This is a genomic window from Edaphobacillus lindanitolerans (assembly GCF_900156305.1).
GTDB classification, from domain to species: Bacteria; Bacillota; Bacilli; order Bacillales_A; family Planococcaceae; genus Bhargavaea; species Bhargavaea lindanitolerans.
The window spans coordinates 1-25,093 of the sequence record NZ_FTPL01000003.1; the positions used below are offsets into that span (position 1 = coordinate 1).

24 protein-coding genes are annotated in these 25,093 nt (G+C 56.5%); 16 read left to right on the plus strand and 8 right to left on the minus strand.

Annotation, left to right across the window (positions count from 1 at the left end):
* Nucleotides 1-323: 323 nt before the first annotated feature.
* The 6 genes from gyrA to dnaA form a co-directional block, all read right to left on the minus strand.
* Nucleotides 324-2,927 carry a DNA gyrase subunit A gene (gene gyrA / locus B0B07_RS09370; RefSeq protein WP_076758470.1) on the minus strand — a complete coding sequence of 868 codons (2,604 nt, stop codon included), beginning with the start codon at nucleotides 2,925-2,927 and terminating at the stop codon, nucleotides 324-326.
* A gap of 24 nt (nucleotides 2,928-2,951) precedes the next feature.
* Nucleotides 2,952-4,877: a DNA topoisomerase (ATP-hydrolyzing) subunit B gene (gene gyrB, locus B0B07_RS09375; RefSeq protein WP_076759231.1), complete on the minus strand. Its 1,926-nt coding sequence runs from the start codon at nucleotides 4,875-4,877 to the stop codon at nucleotides 2,952-2,954.
* 96 nt (nucleotides 4,878-4,973) lie between these two features.
* Nucleotides 4,974-6,101, minus strand: coding sequence for a DNA replication/repair protein RecF (gene recF / locus B0B07_RS09380; RefSeq protein ID WP_076758472.1), 1,128 nt, complete (start codon nucleotides 6,099-6,101; stop codon nucleotides 4,974-4,976).
* A complete protein-coding gene (gene yaaA / locus B0B07_RS09385; RefSeq protein WP_076758474.1) occupies nucleotides 6,091-6,330 on the minus strand; it encodes a S4 domain-containing protein YaaA in 240 nt (79 codons plus the stop codon). The genes recF and yaaA overlap by 11 nt, the downstream gene beginning before the upstream one ends.
* Nucleotides 6,331-6,492: 162 nt before the next feature.
* Nucleotides 6,493-7,629, minus strand: coding sequence for a DNA polymerase III subunit beta (gene dnaN, locus B0B07_RS09390; RefSeq protein WP_076758476.1), 1,137 nt, complete (start codon nucleotides 7,627-7,629; stop codon nucleotides 6,493-6,495).
* Between the two features lie 168 nt (nucleotides 7,630-7,797).
* Nucleotides 7,798-9,147: a chromosomal replication initiator protein DnaA gene (dnaA, locus tag B0B07_RS09395; RefSeq protein WP_076758477.1), complete on the minus strand. Its 1,350-nt coding sequence runs from the start codon at nucleotides 9,145-9,147 to the stop codon at nucleotides 7,798-7,800.
* 535 nt (nucleotides 9,148-9,682) lie between these two features.
* Here dnaA and rpmH point away from each other — a divergent pair.
* The 11 genes from rpmH (at nucleotide 9,683) to B0B07_RS09450 (ending at nucleotide 20,143) form a co-directional block, all read left to right on the plus strand.
* Entirely contained in the window at nucleotides 9,683-9,817 is a 135-nt protein-coding gene (rpmH, locus tag B0B07_RS09400) for a 50S ribosomal protein L34 (protein WP_076758479.1), read from the plus strand.
* 131 nt (nucleotides 9,818-9,948) lie between these two features.
* Nucleotides 9,949-10,293 (plus strand): ribonuclease P protein component, encoded by a 345-nt coding sequence (gene rnpA, locus B0B07_RS09405; RefSeq protein ID WP_076758480.1) that lies wholly within the window; start codon nucleotides 9,949-9,951, stop codon nucleotides 10,291-10,293.
* Nucleotides 10,294-10,389: 96 nt separating this feature from the next.
* The gene (gene yidC / locus B0B07_RS09410) at nucleotides 10,390-11,247 is read left to right on the plus strand and encodes a membrane protein insertase YidC (protein WP_076758482.1); all 858 of its coding nucleotides are present in this window, start codon (nucleotides 10,390-10,392) and stop codon (nucleotides 11,245-11,247) included.
* Complete coding sequence (jag, locus tag B0B07_RS15430; protein ID WP_076758484.1) at nucleotides 11,244-12,182, plus strand: RNA-binding cell elongation regulator Jag/EloR; 939 nt, start codon at nucleotides 11,244-11,246, stop codon at nucleotides 12,180-12,182. The genes yidC and jag overlap by 4 nt, the downstream gene beginning before the upstream one ends.
* Nucleotides 12,183-12,501: 319 nt before the next feature.
* The gene (gene mnmE, locus B0B07_RS09420; RefSeq protein ID WP_076758486.1) at nucleotides 12,502-13,887 is read left to right on the plus strand and encodes a tRNA uridine-5-carboxymethylaminomethyl(34) synthesis GTPase MnmE; all 1,386 of its coding nucleotides are present in this window, start codon (nucleotides 12,502-12,504) and stop codon (nucleotides 13,885-13,887) included.
* A gap of 56 nt (nucleotides 13,888-13,943) precedes the next feature.
* On the plus strand, nucleotides 13,944-15,833 hold the full coding sequence (mnmG, locus tag B0B07_RS09425) for a tRNA uridine-5-carboxymethylaminomethyl(34) synthesis enzyme MnmG (protein WP_076758488.1): 1,890 nt from the start codon (nucleotides 13,944-13,946) through the stop codon (nucleotides 15,831-15,833).
* A 73-nt stretch (nucleotides 15,834-15,906) separates the two neighbouring features.
* Complete coding sequence (gene rsmG / locus B0B07_RS09430; protein WP_076758490.1) at nucleotides 15,907-16,626, plus strand: 16S rRNA (guanine(527)-N(7))-methyltransferase RsmG; 720 nt, start codon at nucleotides 15,907-15,909, stop codon at nucleotides 16,624-16,626.
* 88 nt (nucleotides 16,627-16,714) lie between these two features.
* Nucleotides 16,715-17,584, plus strand: a complete 870-nt coding sequence (noc, locus tag B0B07_RS09435; protein ID WP_076758492.1) for a nucleoid occlusion protein — start codon at nucleotides 16,715-16,717, stop codon at nucleotides 17,582-17,584.
* 156 nt (nucleotides 17,585-17,740) lie between these two features.
* Entirely contained in the window at nucleotides 17,741-18,514 is a 774-nt protein-coding gene (locus tag B0B07_RS09440) for a ParA family protein (RefSeq protein WP_076758494.1), read from the plus strand.
* The gene (locus B0B07_RS09445; RefSeq protein WP_076758496.1) at nucleotides 18,495-19,337 is read left to right on the plus strand and encodes a ParB/RepB/Spo0J family partition protein; all 843 of its coding nucleotides are present in this window, start codon (nucleotides 18,495-18,497) and stop codon (nucleotides 19,335-19,337) included. The genes B0B07_RS09440 and B0B07_RS09445 overlap by 20 nt, the downstream gene beginning before the upstream one ends.
* A 68-nt stretch (nucleotides 19,338-19,405) precedes the next feature.
* Nucleotides 19,406-20,143, plus strand: a complete 738-nt coding sequence (locus tag B0B07_RS09450; protein ID WP_076758498.1) for a DUF554 domain-containing protein — start codon at nucleotides 19,406-19,408, stop codon at nucleotides 20,141-20,143.
* Here the strand turns inward: B0B07_RS09450 and yyaC are convergent.
* Nucleotides 20,078-20,668, minus strand: a complete 591-nt coding sequence (gene yyaC, locus B0B07_RS09455) for a spore protease YyaC (RefSeq protein ID WP_076758501.1) — start codon at nucleotides 20,666-20,668, stop codon at nucleotides 20,078-20,080. The genes B0B07_RS09450 and yyaC overlap by 66 nt on opposite strands.
* A 90-nt stretch (nucleotides 20,669-20,758) precedes the next feature.
* Between yyaC and B0B07_RS09460 the strand changes: the two genes are divergently transcribed.
* From B0B07_RS09460 to ychF, 3 genes are all read left to right on the plus strand, one after another.
* Nucleotides 20,759-21,688: a mechanosensitive ion channel family protein gene (locus B0B07_RS09460; RefSeq protein WP_084186641.1), complete on the plus strand. Its 930-nt coding sequence runs from the start codon at nucleotides 20,759-20,761 to the stop codon at nucleotides 21,686-21,688.
* A gap of 50 nt (nucleotides 21,689-21,738) precedes the next feature.
* A complete protein-coding gene (locus B0B07_RS09465) occupies nucleotides 21,739-21,942 on the plus strand; it encodes a DUF951 domain-containing protein (protein ID WP_076758503.1) in 204 nt (67 codons plus the stop codon).
* 107 nt (nucleotides 21,943-22,049) lie between these two features.
* A complete protein-coding gene (gene ychF, locus B0B07_RS09470; protein WP_076758505.1) occupies nucleotides 22,050-23,150 on the plus strand; it encodes a redox-regulated ATPase YchF in 1,101 nt (366 codons plus the stop codon).
* 52 nt (nucleotides 23,151-23,202) lie between these two features.
* Here the strand turns inward: ychF and B0B07_RS09475 are convergent, their stop codons facing one another.
* Complete coding sequence (locus B0B07_RS09475) at nucleotides 23,203-23,808, minus strand: DUF3267 domain-containing protein (protein ID WP_076758507.1); 606 nt, start codon at nucleotides 23,806-23,808, stop codon at nucleotides 23,203-23,205.
* Between the two features lie 397 nt (nucleotides 23,809-24,205).
* Here B0B07_RS09475 and rpsF point away from each other — a divergent pair, with 397 nt between their 5' ends.
* On the plus strand, nucleotides 24,206-24,493 hold the full coding sequence (gene rpsF / locus B0B07_RS09480; protein WP_076758508.1) for a 30S ribosomal protein S6: 288 nt from the start codon (nucleotides 24,206-24,208) through the stop codon (nucleotides 24,491-24,493).
* A 45-nt stretch (nucleotides 24,494-24,538) separates the two neighbouring features.
* Nucleotides 24,539-25,066 (plus strand): single-stranded DNA-binding protein, encoded by a 528-nt coding sequence (gene ssb, locus B0B07_RS09485; protein WP_076758510.1) that lies wholly within the window; start codon nucleotides 24,539-24,541, stop codon nucleotides 25,064-25,066.
* Nucleotides 25,067-25,093 lie beyond the last annotated feature (27 nt).

Consider the following 25,093-nt stretch of genomic DNA (forward strand, 5'->3'; position numbering starts at 1 on the left):
GATATGTCCGAATCAGTTGTTCCGTTCGCCCGACGGGGCCGGGTTCCGGGAACAGTTTTATCAGCGTTTTGCTGTTCAGTTTTCAAGGTTCAGTTCGCGGCAGTCTCTCTCGTCGACCGCTTTACTATATTATCATCGTCGCCGTGGAATGTCAACAAGAAATTTAATCTGTTTTATTCCGATTGATTCTTGCCAGCTGAACGGCCGGCTTTAAAAGCAACTTCCCTAGTATACTTGCTATGACGCCCAGGCGCAACCCCTTTTTTAAAATATATTCCCGAAAGAAAAAGAGCCGGCTTCACCAGCCGGCTCTCTGCACCATCTTATTCCTCTTCTGTTTCTGTCTCTTGTTCATCTTCCGGTTCGCTGAAGTCTTCTTCATCTTCCCCGATCGACGGGAATTCGTCGTCGACGGCGGATTCAGGCTCCAGCTTCTCCGGATCGTCGAACTGTTCCTCCAGCACGTCTTCCATCTCGCCTTCAGGCATGTCCTCTTCTTCTTCCTTCTCGACTTTGGCCACTGTCGCGACCTGTTCACCCTCGCCGAGCCGGATGAGCCGGACACCCTGCGTGATCCGGCCGATCACCGAGATGTCCGCGACATCCATCCGGATGAGGATGCCGTGGATGGTGATCAGCATGATGTCTTCCGTGCCGTCGATCGCCTTCATGGAGATGAGCGGGCCGTTGCGGTCAGTGACGTGGACGGTTTTCAGTCCATAGCCTCCGCGCGTCTGGTTTCGGTATTCGGATTCAGGCGTCCGTTTACCGAAGCCCTGCTCCGTGACGACGAGGATTTCCTGTCCTTCATCGATGACGTCCATGCCCACGACATGGTCGTCCCCGCGCAGACGGATGCCCCGGACGCCCGTTGCACTCCGCCCCATCGGACGCAGATCTTCTTCATCGAACCGGATGAGCATGCCGTCCCGCGTGCCGATGACGATGTCTTTCTGTCCGTCGGTCATCTTGACGGCGATGAGCTCGTCCTCTTCCCGGAGCGACAGGGCGATCAGACCGTTGGACCGGATGTTGGCAAAATGACTGACCGGGGTCCGCTTCGCAACCCCCTGCTTCGTTGCAAAGACAAGGAAGGCTTCTTCGTCGTATTCATCGACCCGGAGCATCGCCGTGACCTGTTCCCCTTTGTCGAGTCCGAGCAGGTTGATGATCGGAAGACCTTTCGCCGTGCGGCTGAATTCGGGAATTTCATAGCCCTTCAGCCGGTAGACTTTTCCGTTGTTCGTAAAGAACAGGATCCGGTCGTGGGTGGACGTGTAAAGCATGTGCTCGACGAAGTCATCGTCGTTCGTGCCCATGCCCTGCACGCCCCGGCCGCCGCGCCGCTGGCTCCGGTATGTGCTGGCGGGCAGCCGCTTGATATAGCCGTTGTGTGTAAGGGTCAGAACAGAATTCTCAACAGGGATGAGGTCCTCGTCTTCAAGCATCTCGGAGCCGCCGGATGTGATCTCCGTGCGCCGGTTATCCGAGAAGCGCTCTTTCACTTCGAACAGTTCCTCTTTGATCAGGGCAAGCAGTTTGTGCTCGTCCGCCAAAATTGCGCGGAGTTCCTCGATCAGGATCTTGAGCTCTTTGTACTCTTCTTCGATCTTGTCGCGCTCCAGGCCGGTCAGGCGCTGGAGACGCATGTCCAGGATCGCCTGGGACTGCCGCTCCGACAGATTGAAACGCTCCATGAGCGCAGCCTTTGCCTCGTCGGTGTTTTTCGAGGCGCGGATCAGCGCGATGATTTCATCGATATGGTCAAGCGCAATGCGCAGACCTTCGAGGATATGCGCCCGGTCCTCCGCCTTGTTGAGTTCAAACCGGGTCCTGCGCGTCACGACTTCCTTCTGGTGCTCCAGATAGTGGAACAGGATCTGTTTCAGGCCGAGCACCTTCGGCTGGCCGCCGACAAGCGCCAGCATGTTGATGCCGAAACTCGTCTGCAGGGCGGTATGCTTGTACAGGTTATTGACGATGACGTGCGCGTTTGCGTCTCGGCGCACTTCCATGACGATCCTCATGCCGGTCCGGTCGGATTCGTCGCGGAGGTCGGTGATGCCGTCAATCCGCTTTTCACGGACGAGTTCTGCGATCTTCTCGATGAGCCGCGCTTTGTTCACCTGGTACGGGAGCTCATGGACGAGGATCGTCTCCTTGCCATTCGATGCCGTTTCGATTTCCACCTTGCCTCGCGTGAGGATCGATCCCCGCCCGGTTTCATAGGCGCGGCGGATTCCGCTCCGCCCAAGGATGATCCCGCCGGTCGGAAAGTCCGGCCCCGGCACGATTTCCATCAGTTCTTCCGTCGTGATTGCCGGATTGTCCGCCAACGCGAGCACGGCGTCAATCGTTTCTCCGAGATGATGGGGAGGGATGTTCGTCGCCATGCCGACCGCGATGCCGGACGTGCCGTTGACGAGCAGGTTCGGGAACCGGCTCGGAAGCACAATCGGCTCTTTCTCCTGGCCGTCATAGTTCGGCTGGTAGTCGATCGTGTTCTTGTTGATGTCGCGCAGCATCTCCGCCGCGATCTTCGACATGCGCGATTCGGTGTATCGCATGGCCGCCGCCGAGTCTCCGTCGATCGACCCGAAGTTGCCGTGCCCGTCCACGAGCATATACCGGTAGTTGAAGTCCTGCGCCATCCTGACCATCGTATCGTAGACGGCACTGTCGCCGTGCGGGTGGTATTTACCGATGACGTCGCCGACGATGCGGGCAGACTTCTTGTATGGTTTGTCCGCGGTGTTCCCGAGATCCTGCATCGCATACAGGATGCGCCGGTGCACCGGCTTCAGCCCGTCACGCACATCCGGCAGCGCACGCGATACGATGACACTCATCGCGTAGTCAAGGAACGAGGTTTTCATCTCCGTACTGATGTTGATGCGCTGGACGCCACGATTCGGCGTGTCTGCCATGGTAGTTGACTCCTTTCAAAAACCTCAAATATCCAGATTCTTCACGTATTCCGCGTTTTCTTCGATGAACTGCCGGCGCGGGCCCACTTCATCTCCCATCAGCTGTTCAAACGTGGCATCCGCATCGAGTGCATCCTCGAGGGAGACCTGGAGCAGCGTCCGGTGTTCAGGGTCCATCGTCGTATCCCACAGCTGGGTCGCGTCCATCTCCCCGAGTCCCTTGTAGCGCTGGATGACCGGCTTCGGAACTTGGGGAAGCCGCCCCAGGATTTCCTGGAGTTCGGCATCGTTGTAGCAGTATTCCACCGTCTTGCCCTGCTTCACCTGATAGAGCGGCGGCTGGGCGATGTATACATATCCGGCTTCGATGAGCGGCCGCATGAAGCGGAAGAAGAATGTCAGGAGAAGCGTCCGGATATGGGCGCCGTCGACATCCGCATCCGTCATGATGATCAGCTTATGATACCGAGCCTTTTCAAGCGTGAATTCGTCTCCGATCCCCGTTCCGAGCGCCGTGATCATGGCGCGGATCTCGGCGTTTCCGAGGATCCGGTTCATATGGGCCTTCTCCACGTTCAGGATCTTCCCGCGCAGCGGCAGGATCGCCTGGAAGTGGCGGTCCCGGCCATTCTTGGCAGACCCTCCCGCGGAGTCCCCTTCGACGATGTACAGTTCGCTGATGGACGGATCCCGGGAAGAGCAGTCGGCAAGCTTGCCCGGCAGGCTGGACACTTCGAGGGCCGATTTCCTGCGGGTGAACTCCCGGGCCTTCTTGGCCGCTATGCGGGCCCTTGCCGCCATGAGCCCCTTGTCGACGATCGTCCGGGCACCGGTCGGATGTTCGAGCAGGAACCGCTCGAGCCCCGTGGAGAAGAGGGTGTTGACGATCTGGCTCACCTCGGAGTTTCCGAGCTTCGTCTTCGTCTGGCCCTCAAACTGGGGATCCGGGTGCTTGACCGAGACGATCGCAGTCAGTCCTTCCCGTACGTCATCTCCGGAAAGGTTCGGCTCATTTTCCTTCACAAGCCCGTTTTTCCTCGCATAGTCATTGATGACACGGGTCAGCGCCGTCTTGAATCCGGATTCGTGCGTCCCGCCTTCGTACGTGTTGATGTTGTTCGCAAACGAGAACAGATTGGCCGCGTATCCGGCATTGTACTGCATCGCAATCTCGATCGAGATGCCGTCTTTCTCCCCCTCGATGAAGATCGGTTCCTCATGGATGGGTTCCTTGTTCTCGTTGATATGCTGGACGTACGACTTGATCCCGCCTTCATAGTGGAACGAGTCGCTCCGCTGCTCTTCGCCGCGTTCGTCGGTGATCGAGATCCGGAGGCCGCGGTTGAGGTAGGCGAGTTCCTGGAGCCGGTGCGCCAGGATGTCATATTCATAAACGGTCGTTTCGGTGAAGATCTCGGGGTCCGCCTTGAAGCGGGTCATCGTGCCGGTTTCATCGGTGTCTCCGATCACGTGCAGTTCTTCGATGATATGTCCCCGTTCAAACGCAATGAAATACGAGTGTCCGTCGCGCGCAACCGTCACTTCGGTCCGCTCGGACAGCGCATTGACGACAGAGGCGCCGACGCCGTGGAGGCCGCCCGACACTTTATAGCCCCCGCCGCCGAACTTGCCGCCCGCATGCAGGACGGTCATGATGACCTCTACCGCCGGACGTCCCGTCTTTTCCTGGATGCCGACCGGGATCCCCCGGCCGTTGTCCTGGACGCGGATCCAGTTGTCTTTCTCGATGTATACCTCGATATGGTCGCAGTAGCCTGCCAGTGCCTCGTCGATGCTGTTGTCGACGATTTCCCAGACCAGGTGGTGCAGCCCTTTGGAACTTGTCGTCCCGATATACATGCCGGGGCGTTTGCGGACTGCCTCCAAGCCTTCGAGGACCTGGATCTGATCCGCTCCGTAGTCATTTTCGTGAAGATGGTTTTCATCCATCGCCAATTTCCGCTCACCTGCCCTTTCATGACCCAAAACCTTGTGCAGCAATCCCTATATGAGTGAAAACCCGCGGCAGGCCATGCCTCCGCGCGTTCAGACGTCTTTCTTTTCCGCTGAGGCCTTCCCTGCCTCGACATGATACAGTTCGGCCTGCCGGATCGTTTCATGATTGATGCCGCCGATGTTCGTCGTCGTGACGAACGTCTGGACCTGTCCCTGTATCGTATTCAGGAGATGGGACTGGCGGTAGTCGTCCAGTTCGGACAGGACATCGTCCAGGAGAAGAACCGGGGACTCGCCGGTTTCCTGCTTCAGCAGCTCGATTTCAGCCAGCTTCAGCGAAAGGGCCGCCGTCCGCTGCTGGCCCTGGGAACCGTATGTCTGGACGTTGTGCCCGTTCACGAGGAAGGTCAGATCGTCCCTGTGCGGTCCGGCAAGCGTCACGCCCCGCTCCAGCTCGCGGCTCTTCAGCTCGGCAAGCCTAGATCCCAGACGCTCGGCCATCTCCCCTGCCGACTGGTCGGGGCTGATGCCCTTGAGCGGCTCATAGATCACCCGGAGCTCCTCCTTGCCGCGGGAAATGCCGGCATGGATCGGTTCCGCCCATTTCTGGAGCAGCTCGGCAAAGGCAAACCGCTTTCTCATGATCTGGACGGCCAGCTCGATGTACTGCTCAGTATAGACATCAAACATGACATCTTGCAGTCCGTTTCGGCCCTGGTTTGCCCGAAGGATCGAATTCCGCTGCCGGAGCACTTTTTGGAATGAAAGCAGGTCATGGAGATACACCCGGGAAACCTGGCCGATCTCCATATCCAAAAAACGCCGGCGCACCTGAGGGCTGCCCTTGATCAGATGCAGGTCCTCCGGCGCGAACATCACGACGTTCAGCTGCCCGATATAGTCGCTGAGGCGGTGCTGTTCCAGGTGGTTGACCTTTGCCTTCTTGCCTTTTTTCGAGAGAACCAGCTCAAGTGGAAACGGTCCGTATTTCCGCTCCACCACTCCTTCTATTTTACCATAATCCGCGCCCCAGCGTATCAATTCACGATCATTGGATGTCCGGTGCGATTTGGCCATCGCAAGCACATAGATCGCTTCCATGACATTTGTTTTCCCCTGTGCGTTCTCACCGATGAACACGTTGATCTGCGGGGAGAACGAAAGAGCGAGCTTCTCGTAATTCCGGTAGTTGGTCAGCTTCAGTTCATCAATGTGCATCGGCGGACCCCGCGGATGCTCCTGTCACCCGGAATCGGCCCGTCCCCGGGATATTGAGGATGTCCCCGTCGCGCAGTTTCTTTCCGCGCCGGTTTTCCTGTTCGCCGTTCACGTAGACCGGATTTTCCGAAAGGAACCATTTCGCCATGCCGCCCGAGCCGATCGTATTGGTCATTTTCAAAGCCTGGCCGAGTGTGATGAATTCACCTTCGATCTCCAACTGTTCCATGATCGCTTACCGCCTTTCCTCGTTCCGTCTTCTGCCTGCCGGGTCCTGCCGGCTATTCACGTGTTTCCTTAATCTTATCGGATGTTCCCCAATAAGCAAAAGGGACGGCGTGCCGGCCGTCCCTTTTGCAGTGAATCGTGCTGTTCTCTGACCGCCTCGTCCTCAGTACGTGCGGACCGGAAGGATCAGTTGGAGGAGCGTGTCGTCTTCGACCGATTTGAGTACAAACGGACGCATGGAGCCCGAGAACCGGATGACGATGTCCTGCCCTTCGATTGCACGGAGCGCATCCATCATGTATTTCGCGCTGAACGAGATTTTGAGGTCTTCGCCTTCGATCGAAGAGGTTTCGACAAGTTCCTCGACTTTCCCGATCTCCGGTGAATTGGACGAGATCTCGACCGTATTGCCCCCCTCCGCCATGAAGCGGACGACATTGTTGCGTTCTTCCCTGGCGAGGAGCGATGCGCGGTCAATCGACTGCAGGAGCGTCCGTCCGTTCACGGTGATGTCCGTCTTGTATTCCGACGGGATGAGCCGGGACGTGTCCGGATAGTTCCCTTCAAGCAGCCGTGAATAGAAAAGGACATGCCCCGCACGGAACAGTACCTGCTTGTTGCTCATCGTGATGCCGACCGGATCTCCGGAATCAGCCAGGATCTTATTGAGCTCCTGGAGGCTCTTGCCCGGGATGACGATGCTGTATTCGTCTTCGGGCGCGTTTTCCAGCCGGGTTTTTCTTCTTGCAAGCCGGTGGCTGTCCGTTGCGACGCAGACGAGCTCCCCGTCTTTCACCTGCCAGTGGACACCGGTGAGGACCGGCCGGCTTTCCGATGTCGACACCGCAAATACGGTTTCCCGGATGATCGTTTTCAGAAGGTCTCCGGGAATCGCAAAATGCCGGTCGTCGTCGATCTCGGGAAGCAGCGGATAATCATCGGCGTCGGAGCCGATCAGATGGAATTCGGATTTGCCGGACCGGATATGGGTCTGGAGATGATTGCTCACTTCGATCTCCACTTCGTTCGTCGGGAGCTTCCGTACGATCTCGCTGAAGTATTTTGCCTGGAGGACGATCGAACCTCCCCGGGCCGTACGGATCAGCTGCTCTCCATCCTCTTCTGCCGGAACGAATGTCCGGATCGTGATATCGGAATCGCTCCCAGTCAGGTAGAGACCTTCATCGTCAACTTCCAGTTTAATCCCCGTCAGGATCTGGACAGTGGCTTTTGAACTGACCGCCTTCATGACATCACTCAAGGCGTCGATCAGCCGGTCCCTCGCAATCTCAAATTTCATCTTCATACCTCCGCATATATATTTAATTTAAAAGTAAAAAAGAATAATAGTAATAGTAGTAGGGCCTGTGGATTTGTGGATAAGCCCCGTTGACGCCCGGATGCCAAGGTTGTCCACATGTGCACAAACTGTGTACCGGCGTGCACGCGAAAAGCGGCTTATCCACACTCAGTTTTTGCCGAGTGCCGCCTTGATCTCCTTGACGTCCTGCTGCAGATTTTCGTCTTCCTTCAGCATTTTGGAGATCTTTTCATGGGCATGGATAACCGTTGAGTGATCCCGGCCGCCAAATTCGTCACCGATTTTGGGCAGGGAGGATTCGGTCAGTTCGCGTGAAAGATACATCGCGATCTGACGCGGGAATGCAATCGACTTGGTCCGTTTTTTTGCAGAGAAGTCTTCCAGGCGCACGTGAAAATGCTCTCCGACCGCCTTCTGGATGTCCAGGATGGTCACCTGGCGCGGCCGTGCGTTCGGAATGATGTCCTTGAGCGCCTCTTCCGCCAGCTGCGGAGAAATGTCCTCATTGACGAGGGAGGAATAGGCGACAACCCGGATGAGCGCGCCTTCGAGTTCCCGGATGTTCGTGTCGATCTGGTTGGCGATGTAGAGCATGACGTCGTTTGAAACGTCCACAAGCCCGTCCGCCTTCGCCTTTTTTCGGAGAATGGCGATCCGGGTTTCCAGATCAGGCGGCGTGATATCGGTGATCAGGCCCCATTCGAAGCGGGAGCGCAGCCGATCCTCAAGCGTCGGAATCTCCTTCGGCGGACGGTCACTGGAAATGACGATCTGCTTGGACGATTCATGCAGCGTATTGAATGTGTGGAAGAATTCTTCCTGTGTTTGTTCTTTTCCGGCGATGAACTGGATATCATCAATGAGAAGAACATCGACATTCCGGTATTTATCGCGGAATTCGACCGCCTCGTTGTCGCGGATCGAGTTGATGAACTCATTGGTGAACTTCTCGGAAGACAGATAAACGACTTTGGAGTCCGGATTATGCTCCCGGACGTAATGGCCGATGGCGTGCATCAAGTGCGTCTTGCCAAGCCCGACTCCCCCGTAGATAAAGAGCGGGTTATAGGCTTTGGCGGGTGCTTCGGCAACTGCCAGCGAAGCGGCATGGGCGAACCGGTTACCGCTCCCGATCACGAATGTGTCGAACGTGTACTTCGGGTTGAGCATGCCGGGAGACGGGTCCACATGGCGGCCGTTCTTCGGCTTTGCGTTCGGCTTTGGCATATCGAACTGCTCTTCATCGACATCTTTTGGCACGGTAAAGCGGATATGTACGTCTTCGCCGGTCAGTTCGGCGAGAATGCCCGCAATGAGCTGGACATAGTGATTCTCAAGCCAGTCCCTCGTGAATGAGTTGGGGGCGCCGATCACGACTGTATCCCCCCGGTAGTCGATCATCCGGGTCGATTTGAGCCACGTTTCGAAACTCGGCTTGGAAATCTTCTGCTCCACCCGGGCCAGCACCTGGTTCCATAAATCCTCGAACTGTTCCAACACATAGCCTCCTTTGCTTATTATTTTGTCGGAATATCAATCAAGCCGGCGAATTTGCTCACAAATCCACAGGCTGTGGATAGGGCTTATCAAAAAACGCGGAAAAAATTATCCACAACATATTAACAATTGTGGATAAGAATTTTACCGGCTATTTCCGGAGAAAAGTTATGCTCCAACATCGTAACAAAAAAAACCGGAAAGCACAACACTCCGCCGCACTTATCCACACGGCCGGAAACTGTGCACAAACCGCTTATCCACAAGGGGTGGAGCTGTGCGGAACTTGTCGATAAATGGTGTGCATAACTTTTTTCTTGTCGAATGGTGTTCACAGGGGTGCCGGGCCGTGCCGTGGATAACTCCCGGATCCGGGACGGCCGCGGGGACAGAAGGAAATGCCTGAACAAAGGGAGAGGCAGATCGGAGGGATGGGGAGACTTCCGCCGGATATGGTTGACAGATGGAAGTTGCTAAATTATAATATGCAAGACTGTCTGAAGTTAATCGGCAACGACCAGGAGGTGTCTTATAGATGAAACGCACGTACCAACCAAATAAACGTAAGCACAGCAAAGTACACGGATTCCGCGCACGCATGAAAACGAAGAGCGGCCGCCGCGTCCTCGCAGCACGCCGTCGCAAAGGAAGAAAAGTACTTTCGGCATAAGTCCACTGATCACTCAGTGGTCTTTTTTTTCGTTTTGCAGCGAGAAACCGGATGCAGGAAGCAAAGATCCGGGCAGAATGCCTGGAGGTGCACCGGTCAAGAAGTAAATGAAACAGGTGGGTGTGGAATGAATGAATAAACACCAGCGGGTAAAGAAGAATGAAGACTTCCAGAAGGTGTTCAAAAAGGGGAAGTCGTTCGCAAACCGGCAATTCGTCATCTATTCTTTGCGAAAAGAGGACCAGCAGGAATTCCGGGTCGGCATTTCGGTCTCCAAGAAGATCGGCAACGCCGTCACACGCAACCGGATCAAGCGCTATGTCCGCCAGACGATCCTCGAGCTCGGCGATGATCTTCGGCCGGACATGGACTATATCATCATCGCCCGCCACCAGGCGGCGGCCATCGATTTCCACACGACGAAGAAAAGCCTCATCCATGTGATGCGGATCGCCAAAGTGCTGAGAAAGAAGTAGAACCGCCGGCAGCCTCCATGTTACGATGGGGGGAAAGGGCGGGAAGTACCCGCCCGGCAGAAGAATAATAGAAGATATCAGTCTGGGGGAACGATTTTGAAGAAGAAGTTGCTGCTCGTCCTCATGGTCGCACTGCTCGCTTCATTCCTCGCGGGATGCACCGAGTTCAGTGAACCGATCTACGAGGACAGCGAAGGGTTCTGGAACCGCTTCATCGTCTGGCCGCTCGTCTCCATCATCACGGCATTCAAGAACCTGCTCGGGACATACGGGCTGGGGATCATCGCGGTGACAATCATCATCCGCCTAGTGCTCCTTCCGCTTATGATCAAGCAGACGCAAAGCTCGAAACGGATGCAGGAGATCCAGCCGGAGATCAAGGCGCTCCAGGCAAAATACAAGTCGAAAGACGCAGTCACTCAGCAAAAATATCAGCAGGAGTTCCAGCAGCTGCTGTCGGAGCGGAAGGTCAACCCGGCCGCCGGCTGCTTCCCGGTCATTGTCCAGATGCCGATCCTCATCGGCTTCTATCATGCGATCAGCCGGATGAATGCGACACCGGAGATCACGCTCGGCAGCTTCCTCGGTTTCCAGCTCGCCGAACCGAGCATCATTCTCGCGTTTCTTGCGGCAGCCATGCAGTTCATCGTGCTCCGCACCGGACCTGCGATGGACAATCCGCAGATGAAGGTCATGATGTATTTCATGCCGGTCATGATCTTCTTCTTCGGTACATTCCTGCCGGCCGCGCTCACGCTGTACTGGATTGTCGGGAACATCATCTCATTCATTACGAACCTCTTCCTTTATAAGCCTTGGGAGAAAAAGTCGGAATCCGCCGCTGCCGCGGCAGCCAACAAGGGGAACCGGCAGGGCGCGAAGCCGGCCGGACAGCCGAAAGCCGCCAAGGGCGGAAAGAAAGGCGGCCCCAAATCGGGAGGTAAGAAAAAATGAAGCAGACGGTCGCGACGGGCGCCACGGTCGATCAGGCAGTCTCCAATGCGCTGAAAGAACTCGGCCTCGCCCGTGATGAAGTGAGCATCGACATCATTGACGAAGGCAAAAAAGGGTTTTTGGGATTTGGTGCCAGGGATGCCAAGGTGCGCGTCACGGCCGCCGGCATCGAGGAACCGGCAGGTGGACAAGCGGAGGGTCATGCGGGCACGGCCGGCGGAACCGCCGCGGAAGAAGCTCCGGCACCGACTGTTCCGGCAGGGGAACCGGCCGGTCAGACCGCGCCGGAGCCACCGGAAGATCATGCAGCAGAGGAAACAGTCCTTGCAGAACACGGAGAGCCGGATGTGCCGGACCTGTCGGCGGGCGGCAAGGCGGATATGACGGGGCCGGTCAGCCCTGTTGTGGCAGCGGAGCCGCTGGAGCCGGTCCGTCCCGGGGAGCCGGACCATCCTGATCCCGAAGAGGACATCCGGCTGCTTGATGAAGCGATTGCGGATACCGCCGATTATCTGAGGGCGGTCGCCATGGAGATGGGGGCAAAGGACGTGAAGGTGGTCCACATGCTCGACGGAAAGAACCTCGAGTTCAGCCTCCACAGCCCGGATGCGGCACTTCTGATCGGCAAGCGCGGACAGACGCTCAACGCCCTTCAGCAACTCGTCCAGGTAGTGGCCAACAATTACGCGAAACAGTTCCTTCTTGTCACCGTGGATGCGGGAGACTACCGGCTGAGGAGAAAAGAAACACTTGAAATCCTCGCGGAGCGGAAGGCCGACCAGGCGGTCCGGACAGGCCGGAGGGTCGCGCTTGAACCGATGCCGTCAAGCGAGCGCAAGATCATCCACCATGTGCTTTCGGAACGGTTTGACGTCGATACGCACTCCGAGGGCAAGGAGCCGCATCGTCACCTCGTTATCGAACCGCATAAATGAACCAGGTATCCATGAAAAGCCGGTCAGCCATAGCTGACCGGCTTTTTGTGTGCGGATTGGTGGCTGTTTGCCCTGCAGCGGCTATTCTTCGGAATCAGGGCAGAATGGCCGGCTTGGGGCCTGCCGGAGGGCTTCCTGCAGTTTTCCGGAAAGCGCCACTTTTTAAATGGACGCATTTATGGTACTATATTACGTTAGATAACCATGCCTGCCTGCAGGTTATCCACATGTGGACAGAGAAAAGCGGTCGCCCCAAATCAGCTTTGAAGGCATTTGGCTGCGCACCGCCGGACATATAGAAGGAGAGAGGGTGGCCAGGATGGAATTTGATACGATTGCGGCGATATCCACACCGATGGGCGAAGGGGCGATTGCCATCGTCCGCCTGAGCGGGGATGAGGCGGTCGCCATCACGGACAAACTGTTCCGTGCGCCCTCGGGGAAGCCGCTGTCGGAGATGGCCTCCCATACGATTCATTACGGACACCTCGTCGACCCCAAAACCGGCTCGGTTGCGGAAGAAGTGATGGTGTCGCTCATGAAGGCACCGAAGACGTTCACGAGGGAAGATGTGGTGGAGATCAATTGCCACGGCGGCCTCGTGTCGGTGAACCGGGTGCTTGAACTTGCGCTCAGGAGCGGCGCACGGCTGGCAGAACCCGGTGAATTCACGAAACGGGCGTTCCTTAACGGCCGGATTGACCTGTCACAGGCGGAGGCGGTCATCGACCTGATCCGTGCAAAGACGGACCGGGCGATGGATGTGGCGCTCGGGCAGATGGAAGGGCGGCTGTCCCGGCTGATCGGCAGCCTCCGGCAGGCGCTCATCGAGACGCTTGCCCAGGTAGAGGTGAACATTGACTATCCGGAGTATGACGATGTGGAAGAAATGACGCTTCCGGTGCTGGTGGAAAAGTGCACGTGGGTGAAATCGGAGATCGACCAGCTCATCCGGACATCCGGACAGGGCAAGATCCTGCGGGAAGGGCTGTCCACTGCGATCATCGGGCGTCCGAACGTCGGGAAATCATCCCTGCTCAACAGCCTTCTGCAGGAAAACAAGGCAATCGTCACGGATATTGCCGGAACGACTCGCGACATCATCGAGGAATATGTGAACGTCAGAGGCGTGCCGCTTAAACTCGTCGATACGGCCGGCATCCGTGAAACGGAAGATATCGTTGAACGGATCGGTGTCGAGCGTTCCCGGAAAGTCCTGAAGGAAGCCGATCTCATCCTGCTCGTCCTGAACAGCTCCGAAGGGCTTTCCGAAGAGGACATGCGGCTGTTTGAAGCGGTCCGCGGGATGGACGTCATCATCGTGGCGAACAAAACCGATCTTCCGCGCATGGTGGATTTTGATGAGATCCGGAAGCAGGCGCCCGGCGCACCGCTCGTTACCACTTCCCTCCTTCAGGATGAAGGGGTCGACGAACTCGAAGAAGCGATCGCCTCGATGTTCTTCGGCGGCCATACCGGATCGCAGGATATGACATACGTATCCAACGCCCGTCATGTGTCCCTTCTCCACAACGCCCGCCAAGCCGTGGAGGATGCAATCGTCGCGGCCGAGTCGGGAGTTCCTGTGGACATGGTGCAGATCGATGTGACCCGTGCATGGGAAATCCTCGGTGAAATTGTCGGCGACACCTTGCAGGACAGTCTCATCAACCAGTTGTTCTCGCAGTTCTGCCTCGGAAAATGAACCAATGCCGGTCATAACCGGCTTTATATATTCTTAAATCAGGAAGGGTGACGAACATGCCGCAATTCGAAGCAGGCAAGTTCGACGTAATCGTCATCGGAGCGGGCCATGCCGGCGTGGAAGCCGGACTCGCGGCCGCGAAGATGGGCGCAAAGACACTCATGCTCACGATGAACCTCGATATGATCGCCTTCATGCCGTGCAATCCGTCGATCGGCGGTCCGGCCAAAGGGATCGTTGTGCGCGAAATCGACGCACTCGGCGGTGCAATGGGGAAAGTGATCGACAAAACGCATATTCAGATGCGCATGCTGAACACCGGGAAAGGGCCTGCCGTCCGTGCACTCCGTGCACAGGCCGACAAAGTGCTTTATCAGCAGGAGATGAAGCGGCTTCTGGAGGAACAGGAAAATCTCCTGCTTCACCAGGGGATCGTCGAAGAATTGATCATCGAGGATGATGAGATCAGGGGCGTCATCACGCAGGTCGGCGCGGTTTACCGTGCGGACACGGTCGTCGTGACAACCGGGACTTTCCTCCGCGGAGAGATCATCATCGGCGACCTGAAATACTCGAGCGGTCCGAACCACCAGCAGCCGTCGATCGGACTGGCGGAAAACTTGGAAGCGCTCGGTTTCGACCTGGTCCGGTTCAAGACCGGTACGCCGCCGCGCGTCAATAGCCGGACGATCGACTACAGCAAGACGGAGATACAGCCAGGAGACGAGGAACCGCGTGCCTTCAGCTACGAGACCACGGAATTCATCACGGACCAGCTGCCGTGCTGGCTGACGTATACTACGGCTGAAACACACGAAATCATCAACGAGAACCTTCACCTTTCCCCGATGTACTCGGGCATGATCAAAGGCAAGGGACCGCGCTACTGCCCGTCGATCGAAGACAAGATCGTCCGGTTTGCGGACAAGCCGCGGCACCAGATCTTCCTGGAGCCGGAAGGCCGCAACACGCGCGAAGTGTATGTGCAGGGACTGTCGACCAGCCTGCCTGAACATGTCCAGCGGCGGCTCCTCGAAACGGTCCCGGGTCTTGAAAAAGCCGAAATGATGCGGGCCGGCTATGCAATCGAGTACGACGCCATCGTGCCGACACAGCTCTGGCCGACGCTTGAGACGAAGCGGATCCGCGGTCTCTACACCGCCGGCCAGATCAACGGGACGAGCGGCTACGAAGAAGCGGCCGCGCAGGGCATCATGGCCGGCATCAATGCCGCAGCCCGCGTGCTTGGACAGGATGAAGTCATTCTGAGCCGTTCCGATGCGTATATCGGCGTCCTCATCGATGACCTTGTGACGAAAGGGACGAGCGAGCCTTACCGGCTGCTCACTTCCCGCGCCGAATACCGCCTTCTCCTCCGCCATGACAACGCGGATCTCCGGCTGACCGAGCTCGGCTACCGGATCGGCATGCAGAGTGAGGAGCGCTACGCAGCGTTCATGGAGAAAAAGACAATGATCGAAGACGAAATCAGGCGCCTCCGGTCCGTCGTCCTGAAGCCGGATGAAACGATCCAAAACGCCATCCGCGAAATCGGGGGAACCGAACTGAAGGAAGCCGTCCATGCGTCGGATCTGCTCAAGCGTCCGGAAATCCATTACGGACTCGTTGAAGGCGCCACGCCTTCTCCGGTCGCGTTGCCGGATGACGTGAAGGAGCAGGTGGAAATCCAGATCAAGTACGAGGGCTATATCGACAAATCGATGCAGCAGGTGGAACGGCTTAAAAAGATGGAAGACAAGAAGATTCCGGAAGACATCGACTATGACGCCATCCAGGGCATCGCATCGGAGGCCCGTCACAACCTCAAGGAAGTGCGTCCGCTCTCCATCGCCCAGGCTTCCCGGATTTCCGGGGTCAACCCGGCTGACATCTCGATCCTCCTTGTCTATATCGAACATGGTAAAATTGCGAAAGTATCCAGCTGATCAATCAAATACGGGCAAAACGGGCCGATGTGAAAGAATTCGCATCGGCCCGTGCCATGGAAGGGGCACCGTCATGAACGAAGAACAATTCCTCCGCCATCTTGCCGAGCGGGGCATCGAACTCAGCGAAGAGCAGATCCGTCAATTCCGGCGGTATTACGAGCTGCTCGTCGAATGGAACGAGAAAATGAATCTGACCGCCATTACGGACCGGGACCAGGTGTACCTCAAGCATTTCCTGGATTCCGTGAGTGTCGCGTTCCGTACGCCGTTTGACGGGAAGCTCACCGTCTGCGACGTCGGTGCGGGTGCAGGTTTTCCGAGCATCCCGCTGAAAATATGCTTCCCGGAACTACGGGTGACGATCATCGATTCGCTGAACAAACGGATCACGTTCCTCAATGAACTCGGGACAGAGCTTGGACTCGACGGGGTCAGGTTCGTTCACGCCCGTGCTGAAGAAGCCGGACGCAATCCGGAGTTCCGCGAAGCATTCGACGTTGTGACCGCCCGTGCAGTCGCCCGTCTTCCGGTTCTTGCGGAGCTCTGCCTCCCGCTCGTCAAAGAAGGGGGCCGGTTCATCTCCATGAAGGCTGCCGCCGCTGAGGAGGAATTGGATGAAGCGCAATTCGCCGTGAAGACACTCGGCGGCCGATTGTCCGATTCCTACTCGTTCCTCCTGCCGGTTGAAGAAAGCGAACGAAATATATTTGTTTTTGATAAAGTGGCCAAGACACCGAAAAAGTATCCGAGAAAGCCAGGAACGCCCGGCAAGCAGCCGCTCGTCAGATAATTGTTTCACGTGAAACGCGATTGAAGGATTTCCAAGCTGCTTATCGAATTGATTAAAGAGCTAGGATGTCCACAAGGGGGTGCCCGGTTTGAAGAGCACGTTCTCACGATTTTTCGGGAACAGCGAAAAAGAAGAGTTGCTTGAGACGGACACGGCAGAGCGATCCGAGGATGTCATCAAGGTTCCGCTTGCCGATATCATACCGAACCGATTTCAGCCAAGAACGATTTTTGATGAAGAAAAAATCGACGAACTGGCCAGGACGATCAATATTCATGGTGTGATCCAGCCGATTGTCGTCCGGCCGATCGAAGACGGGAAATATGAAATCATCGCCGGAGAGCGGCGCTACCGTGCGATGAAGAAGCTGAAATGGTCGGAAGTGCCCGCCATCGTCCGGGACATGGACGACAAGGAAACGGCCTCCGTCGCACTGATCGAAAACCTTCAGCGGGAGGAACTGACGGCGATCGAAGAGGCGATGGCCTACGACAAATTGCTGAAGCTCCATTCGCTTACACAGGAGGCGCTTGCCCAGCGGCTCGGCAAGGGACAGTCGACCGTGGCCAACAAGCTCCGGCTGCTGAAGCTTCCGGATCCGGTCCGGCGGGGAATCCTCGACCGGCAGATCTCCGAGCGTCATGCCCGCTCTCTTCTTGCACTGAAAGACGAAGAACTCCAGCTGCAGCTTTTTGAAGAAATAAAGGAGCAGGAGTACAACGTCAAGCAGTTGGAAGAAAGGATCCATCAAATCCTCAATCCTGAGGAAGACGAGGAGGAAGAAGAGAAAAAGCCGAAGACAAAGCGGAAGGCCGTGAGCAAAGACGTCCGGATTGCGCTCAATACCATCCGCCAGTCGCTCTCCCTCGTCAAACAGAGCGGGATCCATCTGAAGACCGAAGAAGAGGACGAAGAAGATTTCTATAAGATCACGGTCAGGATACCGAAAAAGAAGTGACTCCTTCTCTTGCCGGGCTGCTGCCGGGCAAGAGTTTTTTGCCATTGGACAAAAGGCAGAACAAAGGGTTTTTTGATAGAATAGAATCGTGAAAGTGAAACAGCCGGCCGTGCCGGTTCACTGCCGCAACAACAGCAGTTGGAAAGCAGGTGCATTGTGGGAAGAATCATATCGATCGCCAACCAGAAAGGCGGTGTCGGAAAAACAACGACATCCGTCAACCTGAGTGCGTGCCTTGCTCATATCGGCAAGAAAGTGCTGCTGATCGATACCGATCCGCAGGGCAACGCAACGAGCGGCGTTGGCATCAACAAAGGCGATGTCCAGAACTGCATTTACGATATTTTGATAGACGATGCCGAGGTCCGGAGCGCCGTCCTTCCGACGGCGGTGGACAACCTCAGCATCATACCGGCCACCATCTCGCTTGCCGGAGCGGAGATTGAGCTGGTGTCGACCATTTCCCGGGAAGTCCGGCTGAAGCACGCGCTGGATGAAATCCGGGATGACTACGATTACATCATCATCGACTGTCCGCCGTCGCTGGGCCTGCTCACACTCAATGCCCTGACGGCTTCCGACGGGCTGATCATCCCTGTGCAATGCGAATACTATGCGCTGGAAGGACTGAGCCAGCTGCTCAGCACCATCCGGCTTGTCCAGAAACACCTCAATCAGGAGCTGATGATCGACGGCGTGCTGCTGACGATGTTCGATGCCCGGACCAACCTCGGCATCCAGGTCATCGAAGAAGTGAAAAAGTACTTCCAGGACAAGGTGTTCAGCACGATCATCGCCCGCAATGTCCGGCTCAGCGAAGCTCCGAGCCATGGAGAACCGATCATCGTCTATGATCCGAGGTCCCGCGGTGCGGAAGTGTACCTAGAATTGGCGAAGGAAGTGATCCGCAATGGCGAAAGGGTTAGGTAAGGGGCTGAATGCACTCTTCCCCGGAGAGTCGCTGAAGCAGACGGAGAATGTGGACCGGCTGGACCTGAAACTTCTGAAGCCGAATCCGTATCAGCCGAGAAAGATATTCGACGAGGCCGGCCTGGCCGAACTGACGGATTCCATCCGGGAACATGGTGTTCTCCAGCCGATCATTGTCCGCAAAAAAGGGAAGAAATATGAAATTGTCGTCGGTGAACGGCGTTTCCGGGCTTCCGGGAAAGCCGGATTGGATACGATCCCGGCCGTGGTCCGCGAGATGACGGATCAGCAGATGATGGAACTCGCAATCCTTGAGAACCTCCAGCGTGAGGACCTCTCGCCGATTGAGGAAGCGGAAGCCTACCGTCAACTGATGGAAAACCTCGGACTCACCCAGGAACAGCTCGCATTCCGTCTCGGGAAGAGCCGGCCGCATATCGCAAACCATATCCGCCTGCTCGCGCTCCCGGATGAGGTGCGGGGCATGCTGTCCGACGGCAAGCTGACGATGGGCCACGGAAGGGCGTTGCTCGGCCTGAAGAAAAAAGCCCAGATCCTTCCCCTTGCGCAGAAGACGGCTGCGGATGGCCTGAACGTCCGCCAGCTCGAGGCACTTGTCCAGCGGATGAACGAAAATGTTCCACGTGAAACGAAGAAAGAAAAGAAAGATATCTTCATCGCCGAAAAGGAATCGGAACTGCGCGATTATTTCGGAACGAGTGTCACCATCCGGAAATCGAAGAATCGGGGAAAGATTGAAATCGACTTTTTCTCCGAGGAGGATCTTGAGCGCATACTTGAACTTCTCGAACAACAGGATTAACAGACACTCGCCCTTTTTCCCCCGAGAGGAAGGGCGGGTCTATTTTTTAATGGAACGGGGGAATTCCCATGGTGCTTTTCGGAACACTCATCAACGTGGCACTCATCATCATCGGTTCAATCATTGGGAGATTCCTCAGCAACATTCCCGAGCGTGTGAAAGAGACGGTGACGTATGCAATCGCTTTGGCTGTCTTGGCGATCGGCGTCCAAATGAGCTTTGCAACCTCGCAGATCATCATCGTCATCATATCCATCGTGCTTGGGGCGGCAATCGGAGAATGGTTCGACCTGGACGGCCGGCTCAACCGGTTCGGAGCCTGGATGGAATCAAAGGCGGGAAAAGGCAAACAGGAAAGCAGCCTCGGCAGCATTTCCCAAGGGTTCATCACCGCCACCATGATTTTCGTGATCGGATCGATGGCCATCATCGGTGCGATCGACAGCGGTCTGCGCAATGACCATGATGTCCTGATCGCTAAAGGCATCATCGACGGATTCACCGCGCTGATCCTCAGTTCCACTCTCGGGATCGGTGTCATCCTGGCCGCCGTGCCGGTATTCGTCTATCAGGGAGTCATTACGCTTCTCTCCACTCAGATCAGCGCATTCATTCCGGATGACATGCTCCAGTTCTTCATCCGGGAAATGACGGCGACCGGCGGTCTGATGATCATCGCCATCGGCCTGAACCTGATCGGCCTGACAAAAATCCGCGTCGCCAACCTGATACCGGGCATCCTAGTCGTTGCCGCTGTGACGGGCGTCCTGTACGGCTTTGGATTCATGCCGGTGCCAGGCGAGTAGGATGGCACGGGCGGTCAGACGGCTCATCATAAACGGCAGATGCAGCCGGGTATTCCTCAATGCCTCGTGACCGTCTCCGAGCGCGGCGTTGACGACGCCCTTGATGGACAGGTCGCCGACCGGAGGCAGTGATTTTCCGACAGCCCGTCCGGGCATGAGCGGCCGGTCCTCCACGATGATCTGGCCGATATTCGCGGCTTTGCCGAGGCAGGCATCGATGGCCACCGTGAAGACGTCCGCCGGGTTCCCGACGGGATTCAGCTTCTGTTCGAGATTCAGGGCATGCAGCGGCTGTTCAAGCGTGCCGATGAGCGGAAACGGGAAATCAGCCTGTTCCCCCAGCGCAGTGCCGGTCAGCGGTCCGTATGAATCTCCCGTTGACCTGTCTGTGCCGATGCAGACGAATCGGACAGGTTGACGCCCAAACGGCACATGGCGAAGAAGGGCGCTGGACAGGCGCCATGCGCAGCCCGGTTCCGAGTGATGGAAACGTTCCTGAACGGATAGAGCCGTGATGGTCGTCATAGTATCCTCATTTCCTCCATGCGTGTTTTTGGAAGTATACGCAAAAAGATGAGACGATATACGAGGATTAAAAGAAGGAGGTAGATTGGGATGGCGCAGCCGGAAACGCCGGTTTCAGAGGAAGTAAGCGAAAACGTCAAAGAAACATTTGATATGATCAACTCATTTAAAGAAATGGTCTTCAGCGAAGATACATGGATCCGGGTCGGCTTCATCGGGCTGAAGATCCTTGTCATCATCCTTCTGTCGGCCCTCTTCGTCCGGATCGGGAAGACGGTCATCCGGCGGGCATTCAGCATCAAGCTGAAGGGGCCGATCCGGACTTCGGAGCGGCGTGAACGGACGCTCATCAAACTGCTGGAGAATATCCTTGCCTATGTGGTCTACTTTTCTGCCATCATGGCAATCCTTTCAATCTTTGAAATAAACGTTGCCGGACTGCTGGCGGGTGCAGGGGTCCTCGGTCTCGCCGTCGGCTTCGGGGCACAAAGCCTCGTGAAGGATGTCATCTCGGGCTTCTTCGTTATTTTTGAAGACCAGTTCTCGGTCGGGGATTACGTAAAGATCGGGGAAGCGGAGGGAACCGTGCAAGAGATCGGCCTCCGCACGACGAAGATCAAAACGGCCACGGGTGAGCTCTACATCATCCCGAACGGATCGATCACGGAAGTCGTAAACTCCTCGATCTATAACTCCACCGCGATCATCGACATCAGCATCGCCAGGGAGACGGATCTGCAGGAAACGGAGTCGCTCATCCGGTCCTTCCTCTCGGAAATCATGGGCAAGGAAGAGTATGAGGAAATCCTGTCGCCGCCGGAACTGCTCGGCGTGCAGAGACTGGAAGCGCATGAAGTCATCCTGCGGATCATCGCGGAAACGGCCCCGATGATGCAGTTTGCGGCCGAGCGCAAGCTCCGGAAAGACCTGAAACAGTTCCTGGAAGACAATCATATTGAAACCGCCTACCCGAAAATGGTCATGGTGGACAAAGAATCGCCCAAAAGTACGGATTCATGACACGGCTTCATGGTCCGGCAATCCTGCAGATCCGGAGGTGAATGGCGGCGATGGAGAACAAACAGTATGGCATCGGCGATGTCGTGGAGATGAAGAAGCAGCACCCGTGCGGAACGAATGCATGGAAGGTCATCCGGATGGGGGCGGACATCCGGATCAAGTGCACCGGATGCCAGCACAGCGTCCTCATCCCGAGAAGGGAGTTCGAGAAGAAGATCAAGCGGATTCTCGAGCGGGCGGATGCGGGCGAATGATGGACAGGGCAGGCCTTAATTTCCTATAATGAAAAAGTTGTGGAAACTGTCTTGAAGCGGGGGGATCCCCGTATTGATTTGCATAGATCGAAAGGTTGTGGAAAACCATGGCATTAACTGCCGGAATTGTCGGGCTCCCGAACGTCGGGAAGTCGACACTGTTCAACGCCATTACGAAATCAGGTGCGGAAGCGGCCAACTATCCGTTCTGCACGATCGACCCGAACGTCGGCATCGTCGAAGTGCCGGACGAGCGGCTCCAGAAACTGACCGAACTCGTGAATCCAAAGAAGACCGTCCCGACGGCCTTTGAATTCACCGACATCGCGGGCATCGTCAAAGGGGCCAGCAAAGGCGAAGGCCTGGGGAATAAGTTCCTTTCCCACATCCGTGAAGTGGATGCCATCTGCCAGGTTGTCCGATGCTTTGCCGACGAAAACATCACACACGTCTCGGGGAAGGTCGATCCGATCGATGACATCGAAGTCATCAATCTCGAGCTCATCCTCGCAGACCTGGAAAGCGTCGACAAGCGCCTCGTCCGGGTGTCCAAGATGGTAAAGTCCAAGGACAAGGAAGCGATGCTGGAAGAGCCGATCCTCGTGCGCCTCAAGGAAGCGTTCGAGAATGAAAAGCCTGCACGCTCCGTTGAGTTCACGGACGACGAGAAAAAGATCATCAAAGGCATGAACCTGCTCACGATCAAGCCGATGCTGTACGTGGCGAACGTCTCCGAGGACGAAATTGCAGATCCGGAAGACAACGAGTACGTGCAGAAGGTGCGGGAATATGCGAAGGAAGACGGCGCCGAAGTGATCATCGTCTGTGCGAAAATCGAGGAAGAGATGGCCGAGTTGGACGACGAGGAAAAGGCGATGTTCCTCGAGGAACTCGGCATCCGGGAAGCCGGGCTTGACCAGCTCATCCGGGCATCTTACCGGCTTCTCGGCCTGGCCACCTATTTCACCGCGGGCGAGAAGGAAGTACGCGCCTGGACGTTCCGCAAAGGCATGAAGGCGCCGCAGTGTGCGGGCGTCATCCATACCGACTTCGAGCGCGGGTTCATCCGTGCGGAAACGGTATCCTATGACGACCTGCTCGAAGCCGGCTCGATGGCGGCTGCGAAGGAAGCGGGCAAGGTCCGCCTTGAAGGGAAAGAATACGTCGTGCAGGACGGCGACGTCATGCTGTTCCGCTTCAACGTTTGACGGACAACAAGAAAAGGCTTTGCGGAGAACGGTCCCGCAAAGCCTTTTCATTTTATCTATCGTCCGGACCGGGGTCCGTGCTGAACACATAGAGCTTCGGTTCTTCGGGGTCGTCGCGGATGAGCCAGTCTCCGGGAAGGGTCTTGAGCTCCCGGTCCATCGCCAGGTCCCCCGCCGCCCCGCCGATCAGCCAGGCAGACAGGAAGAGCACCAGATAGCTGTCGGTCCAGAGGCCGATCGCCGCGGGCAGGATGCCGGTCATCCAGAGCGGCAGCAGAAGCGCTTTCCGCATTCCCCGGTTATGCAACGGAATTTTGGTCGTGGCATAGGCGATGCCTGCCTGCAGATTGAGGCCGAATGCCATCTCCTTGAACGGCACGCCGCCGAACAGCCGGAACCCGAGCAGATGGAACGCCTCATGGACGACGATGAGCACGGCATAGCCGGCGATGAACAGGAGTGTTCCGACGATGATGCCCTTTAGTGAAAAAGTCACTTCAAACCCGCCCTGCCGAAAAACCCCGTGAAGCAAGGCATTCGCCAGGAACAGGATAACCGCGGACAGGAGGGTCAGCCACAGGCTTTCCTTCGCCACCTTCGGCAGATCAAGTTCAATCACCCGGTCCGGATTCCGCCCTTCCAGCTGTGAAAAATCCATGGATCATTTTCCTTTCTTCGGAAAAGTCATTTCCTCTCTATCTAAATCATACTCGACTGCCCCCTTCCCTACCAATCCCGCACTCAGTTTCCCGGGAAATGAACCAAGGACTTCCGGAAGCTTGAAAAATAGATTGTGGCCATGCAATGCCGGCAGGCGGCATCGTGATGGATGCTCACCCGCGCGGGGCCCCTGCGGACTGCAAGACAGTCCGGAGACTCGTCCGGCTGAATCGAAATCACCGGCCATATAAAATGCATCCTGCCTATCGGATTCCCGGTTGAAATCGGACAGGCCCTGTGGTAGAATAAACCGATGTGAGTAAGTAATTGATTATTTTACTCCTTGCCCGCCGCAATGCGGCCGGGCCATACGTCCACAAGGAGGTGACATCTTGATGAATAAGTACGAAATCATGTACATTATCCAGCCGAAGATCGAAGACGAGGCGAAAAAAGCGCTTGTTGAGCGTTTTGACGGAATCCTCTCCACGAACGGCGCGGAGATCATCGAGTCGAAGGAATGGGGCAAGCGCCGTCTCGCTTACGAGATCAACGACTTCCGTGAAGGTATCTACCAGATCGTGAAGCTCAGCGCTCCTATCGAAGCGATCGATGAGTTCACGCGTCTCGCGAACATCAACGAAGATATCATCCGTCACATCGCGATCCGCGAAGAAGACTGATGAATTGACGATACGCCAGACTATCACAAAGGGGGTTGTTGTCTGATGATCAACCGTGTTGTTCTAGTCGGAAGGTTGACGAAGGATCCTGAATTGAAGTACACCCAGTCAGGCATCGCCATGACCCGTTTCACCCTGGCCGTGAACCGCACGTTCACGAACCAGCGGGGGGAACGCGAGGCGGACTTCATCAACGTGGTGACCTGGAGAAAGCAGGCCGAGAACGTGGCCAACTTCCTCCGCAAGGGCAGCCTCGCAGGCGTCGACGGCCGCATCGAGACGAGCAGTTTCGACGGCCAGGACGGAAAACGCGTCTTCATGACGGAAGTCGTGGCGGACAGCGTCCAGTTCCTGGAACCGCGGGGCGCTTCGCCGGACCGCCAGCAGGGCGGCGCACCGTCGTATGGCAACCAGCAGAGCGCACCGTCCTACGGAAACCAGCAGAACCAGAACCAGCAGCCATATTATCAGGGGCAAACCCCGAACCAAAATAACTATACACGCACCGACGAGGATCCGTTCACGCCGGGCGGCGGACCGATCGAAGTATCGGACGACGACCTGCCGTTCTGATCAAGGAGCGTCTATCCATCTAACAGG

What these genes read in the sequence shown, in the direction of transcription:
- recF (WP_076758472.1), bottom strand. Translation starts at nt 6,101, where the DNA reads ATGCACATTGATGAACTGAAGCTGACCAACTACCGGAATTACGAGAAG.
- dnaN (WP_076758476.1), bottom strand. Translation starts at nt 7,629, where the DNA reads ATGAAATTTGAGATTGCGAGGGACCGGCTGATCGACGCCTTGAGTGAT.
- B0B07_RS09445 (WP_076758496.1), top strand. Translation starts at nt 18,495, where the DNA reads ATGGCGAAAGGGTTAGGTAAGGGGCTGAATGCACTCTTCCCCGGAGAG.
- ssb (WP_076758510.1), top strand. Translation starts at nt 24,539, where the DNA reads ATGATCAACCGTGTTGTTCTAGTCGGAAGGTTGACGAAGGATCCTGAA.
- B0B07_RS09450 (WP_076758498.1), top strand. Translation starts at nt 19,406, where the DNA reads ATGGTGCTTTTCGGAACACTCATCAACGTGGCACTCATCATCATCGGT.
- B0B07_RS09475 (WP_076758507.1), bottom strand. Translation starts at nt 23,808, where the DNA reads ATGGATTTTTCACAGCTGGAAGGGCGGAATCCGGACCGGGTGATTGAA.
- ychF (WP_076758505.1), top strand. Translation starts at nt 22,050, where the DNA reads ATGGCATTAACTGCCGGAATTGTCGGGCTCCCGAACGTCGGGAAGTCG.
- jag (WP_076758484.1), top strand. Translation starts at nt 11,244, where the DNA reads ATGAAGCAGACGGTCGCGACGGGCGCCACGGTCGATCAGGCAGTCTCC.
- gyrA (WP_076758470.1), bottom strand. Translation starts at nt 2,927, where the DNA reads ATGGCAGACACGCCGAATCGTGGCGTCCAGCGCATCAACATCAGTACG.
- mnmE (WP_076758486.1), top strand. Translation starts at nt 12,502, where the DNA reads ATGGAATTTGATACGATTGCGGCGATATCCACACCGATGGGCGAAGGG.
- rpmH (WP_076758479.1), top strand. Translation starts at nt 9,683, where the DNA reads ATGAAACGCACGTACCAACCAAATAAACGTAAGCACAGCAAAGTACAC.
- B0B07_RS09460 (WP_084186641.1), top strand. Translation starts at nt 20,759, where the DNA reads ATGGCGCAGCCGGAAACGCCGGTTTCAGAGGAAGTAAGCGAAAACGTC.
- rsmG (WP_076758490.1), top strand. Translation starts at nt 15,907, where the DNA reads ATGAACGAAGAACAATTCCTCCGCCATCTTGCCGAGCGGGGCATCGAA.
- gyrB (WP_076759231.1), bottom strand. Translation starts at nt 4,877, where the DNA reads ATGGATGAAAACCATCTTCACGAAAATGACTACGGAGCGGATCAGATC.
- yyaC (WP_076758501.1), bottom strand. Translation starts at nt 20,668, where the DNA reads ATGACGACCATCACGGCTCTATCCGTTCAGGAACGTTTCCATCACTCG.
- rnpA (WP_076758480.1), top strand. Translation starts at nt 9,949, where the DNA reads ATGAATAAACACCAGCGGGTAAAGAAGAATGAAGACTTCCAGAAGGTG.
- mnmG (WP_076758488.1), top strand. Translation starts at nt 13,944, where the DNA reads ATGCCGCAATTCGAAGCAGGCAAGTTCGACGTAATCGTCATCGGAGCG.
- B0B07_RS09465 (WP_076758503.1), top strand. Translation starts at nt 21,739, where the DNA reads ATGGAGAACAAACAGTATGGCATCGGCGATGTCGTGGAGATGAAGAAG.
- yaaA (WP_076758474.1), bottom strand. Translation starts at nt 6,330, where the DNA reads ATGGAACAGTTGGAGATCGAAGGTGAATTCATCACACTCGGCCAGGCT.
- rpsF (WP_076758508.1), top strand. Translation starts at nt 24,206, where the DNA reads ATGAATAAGTACGAAATCATGTACATTATCCAGCCGAAGATCGAAGAC.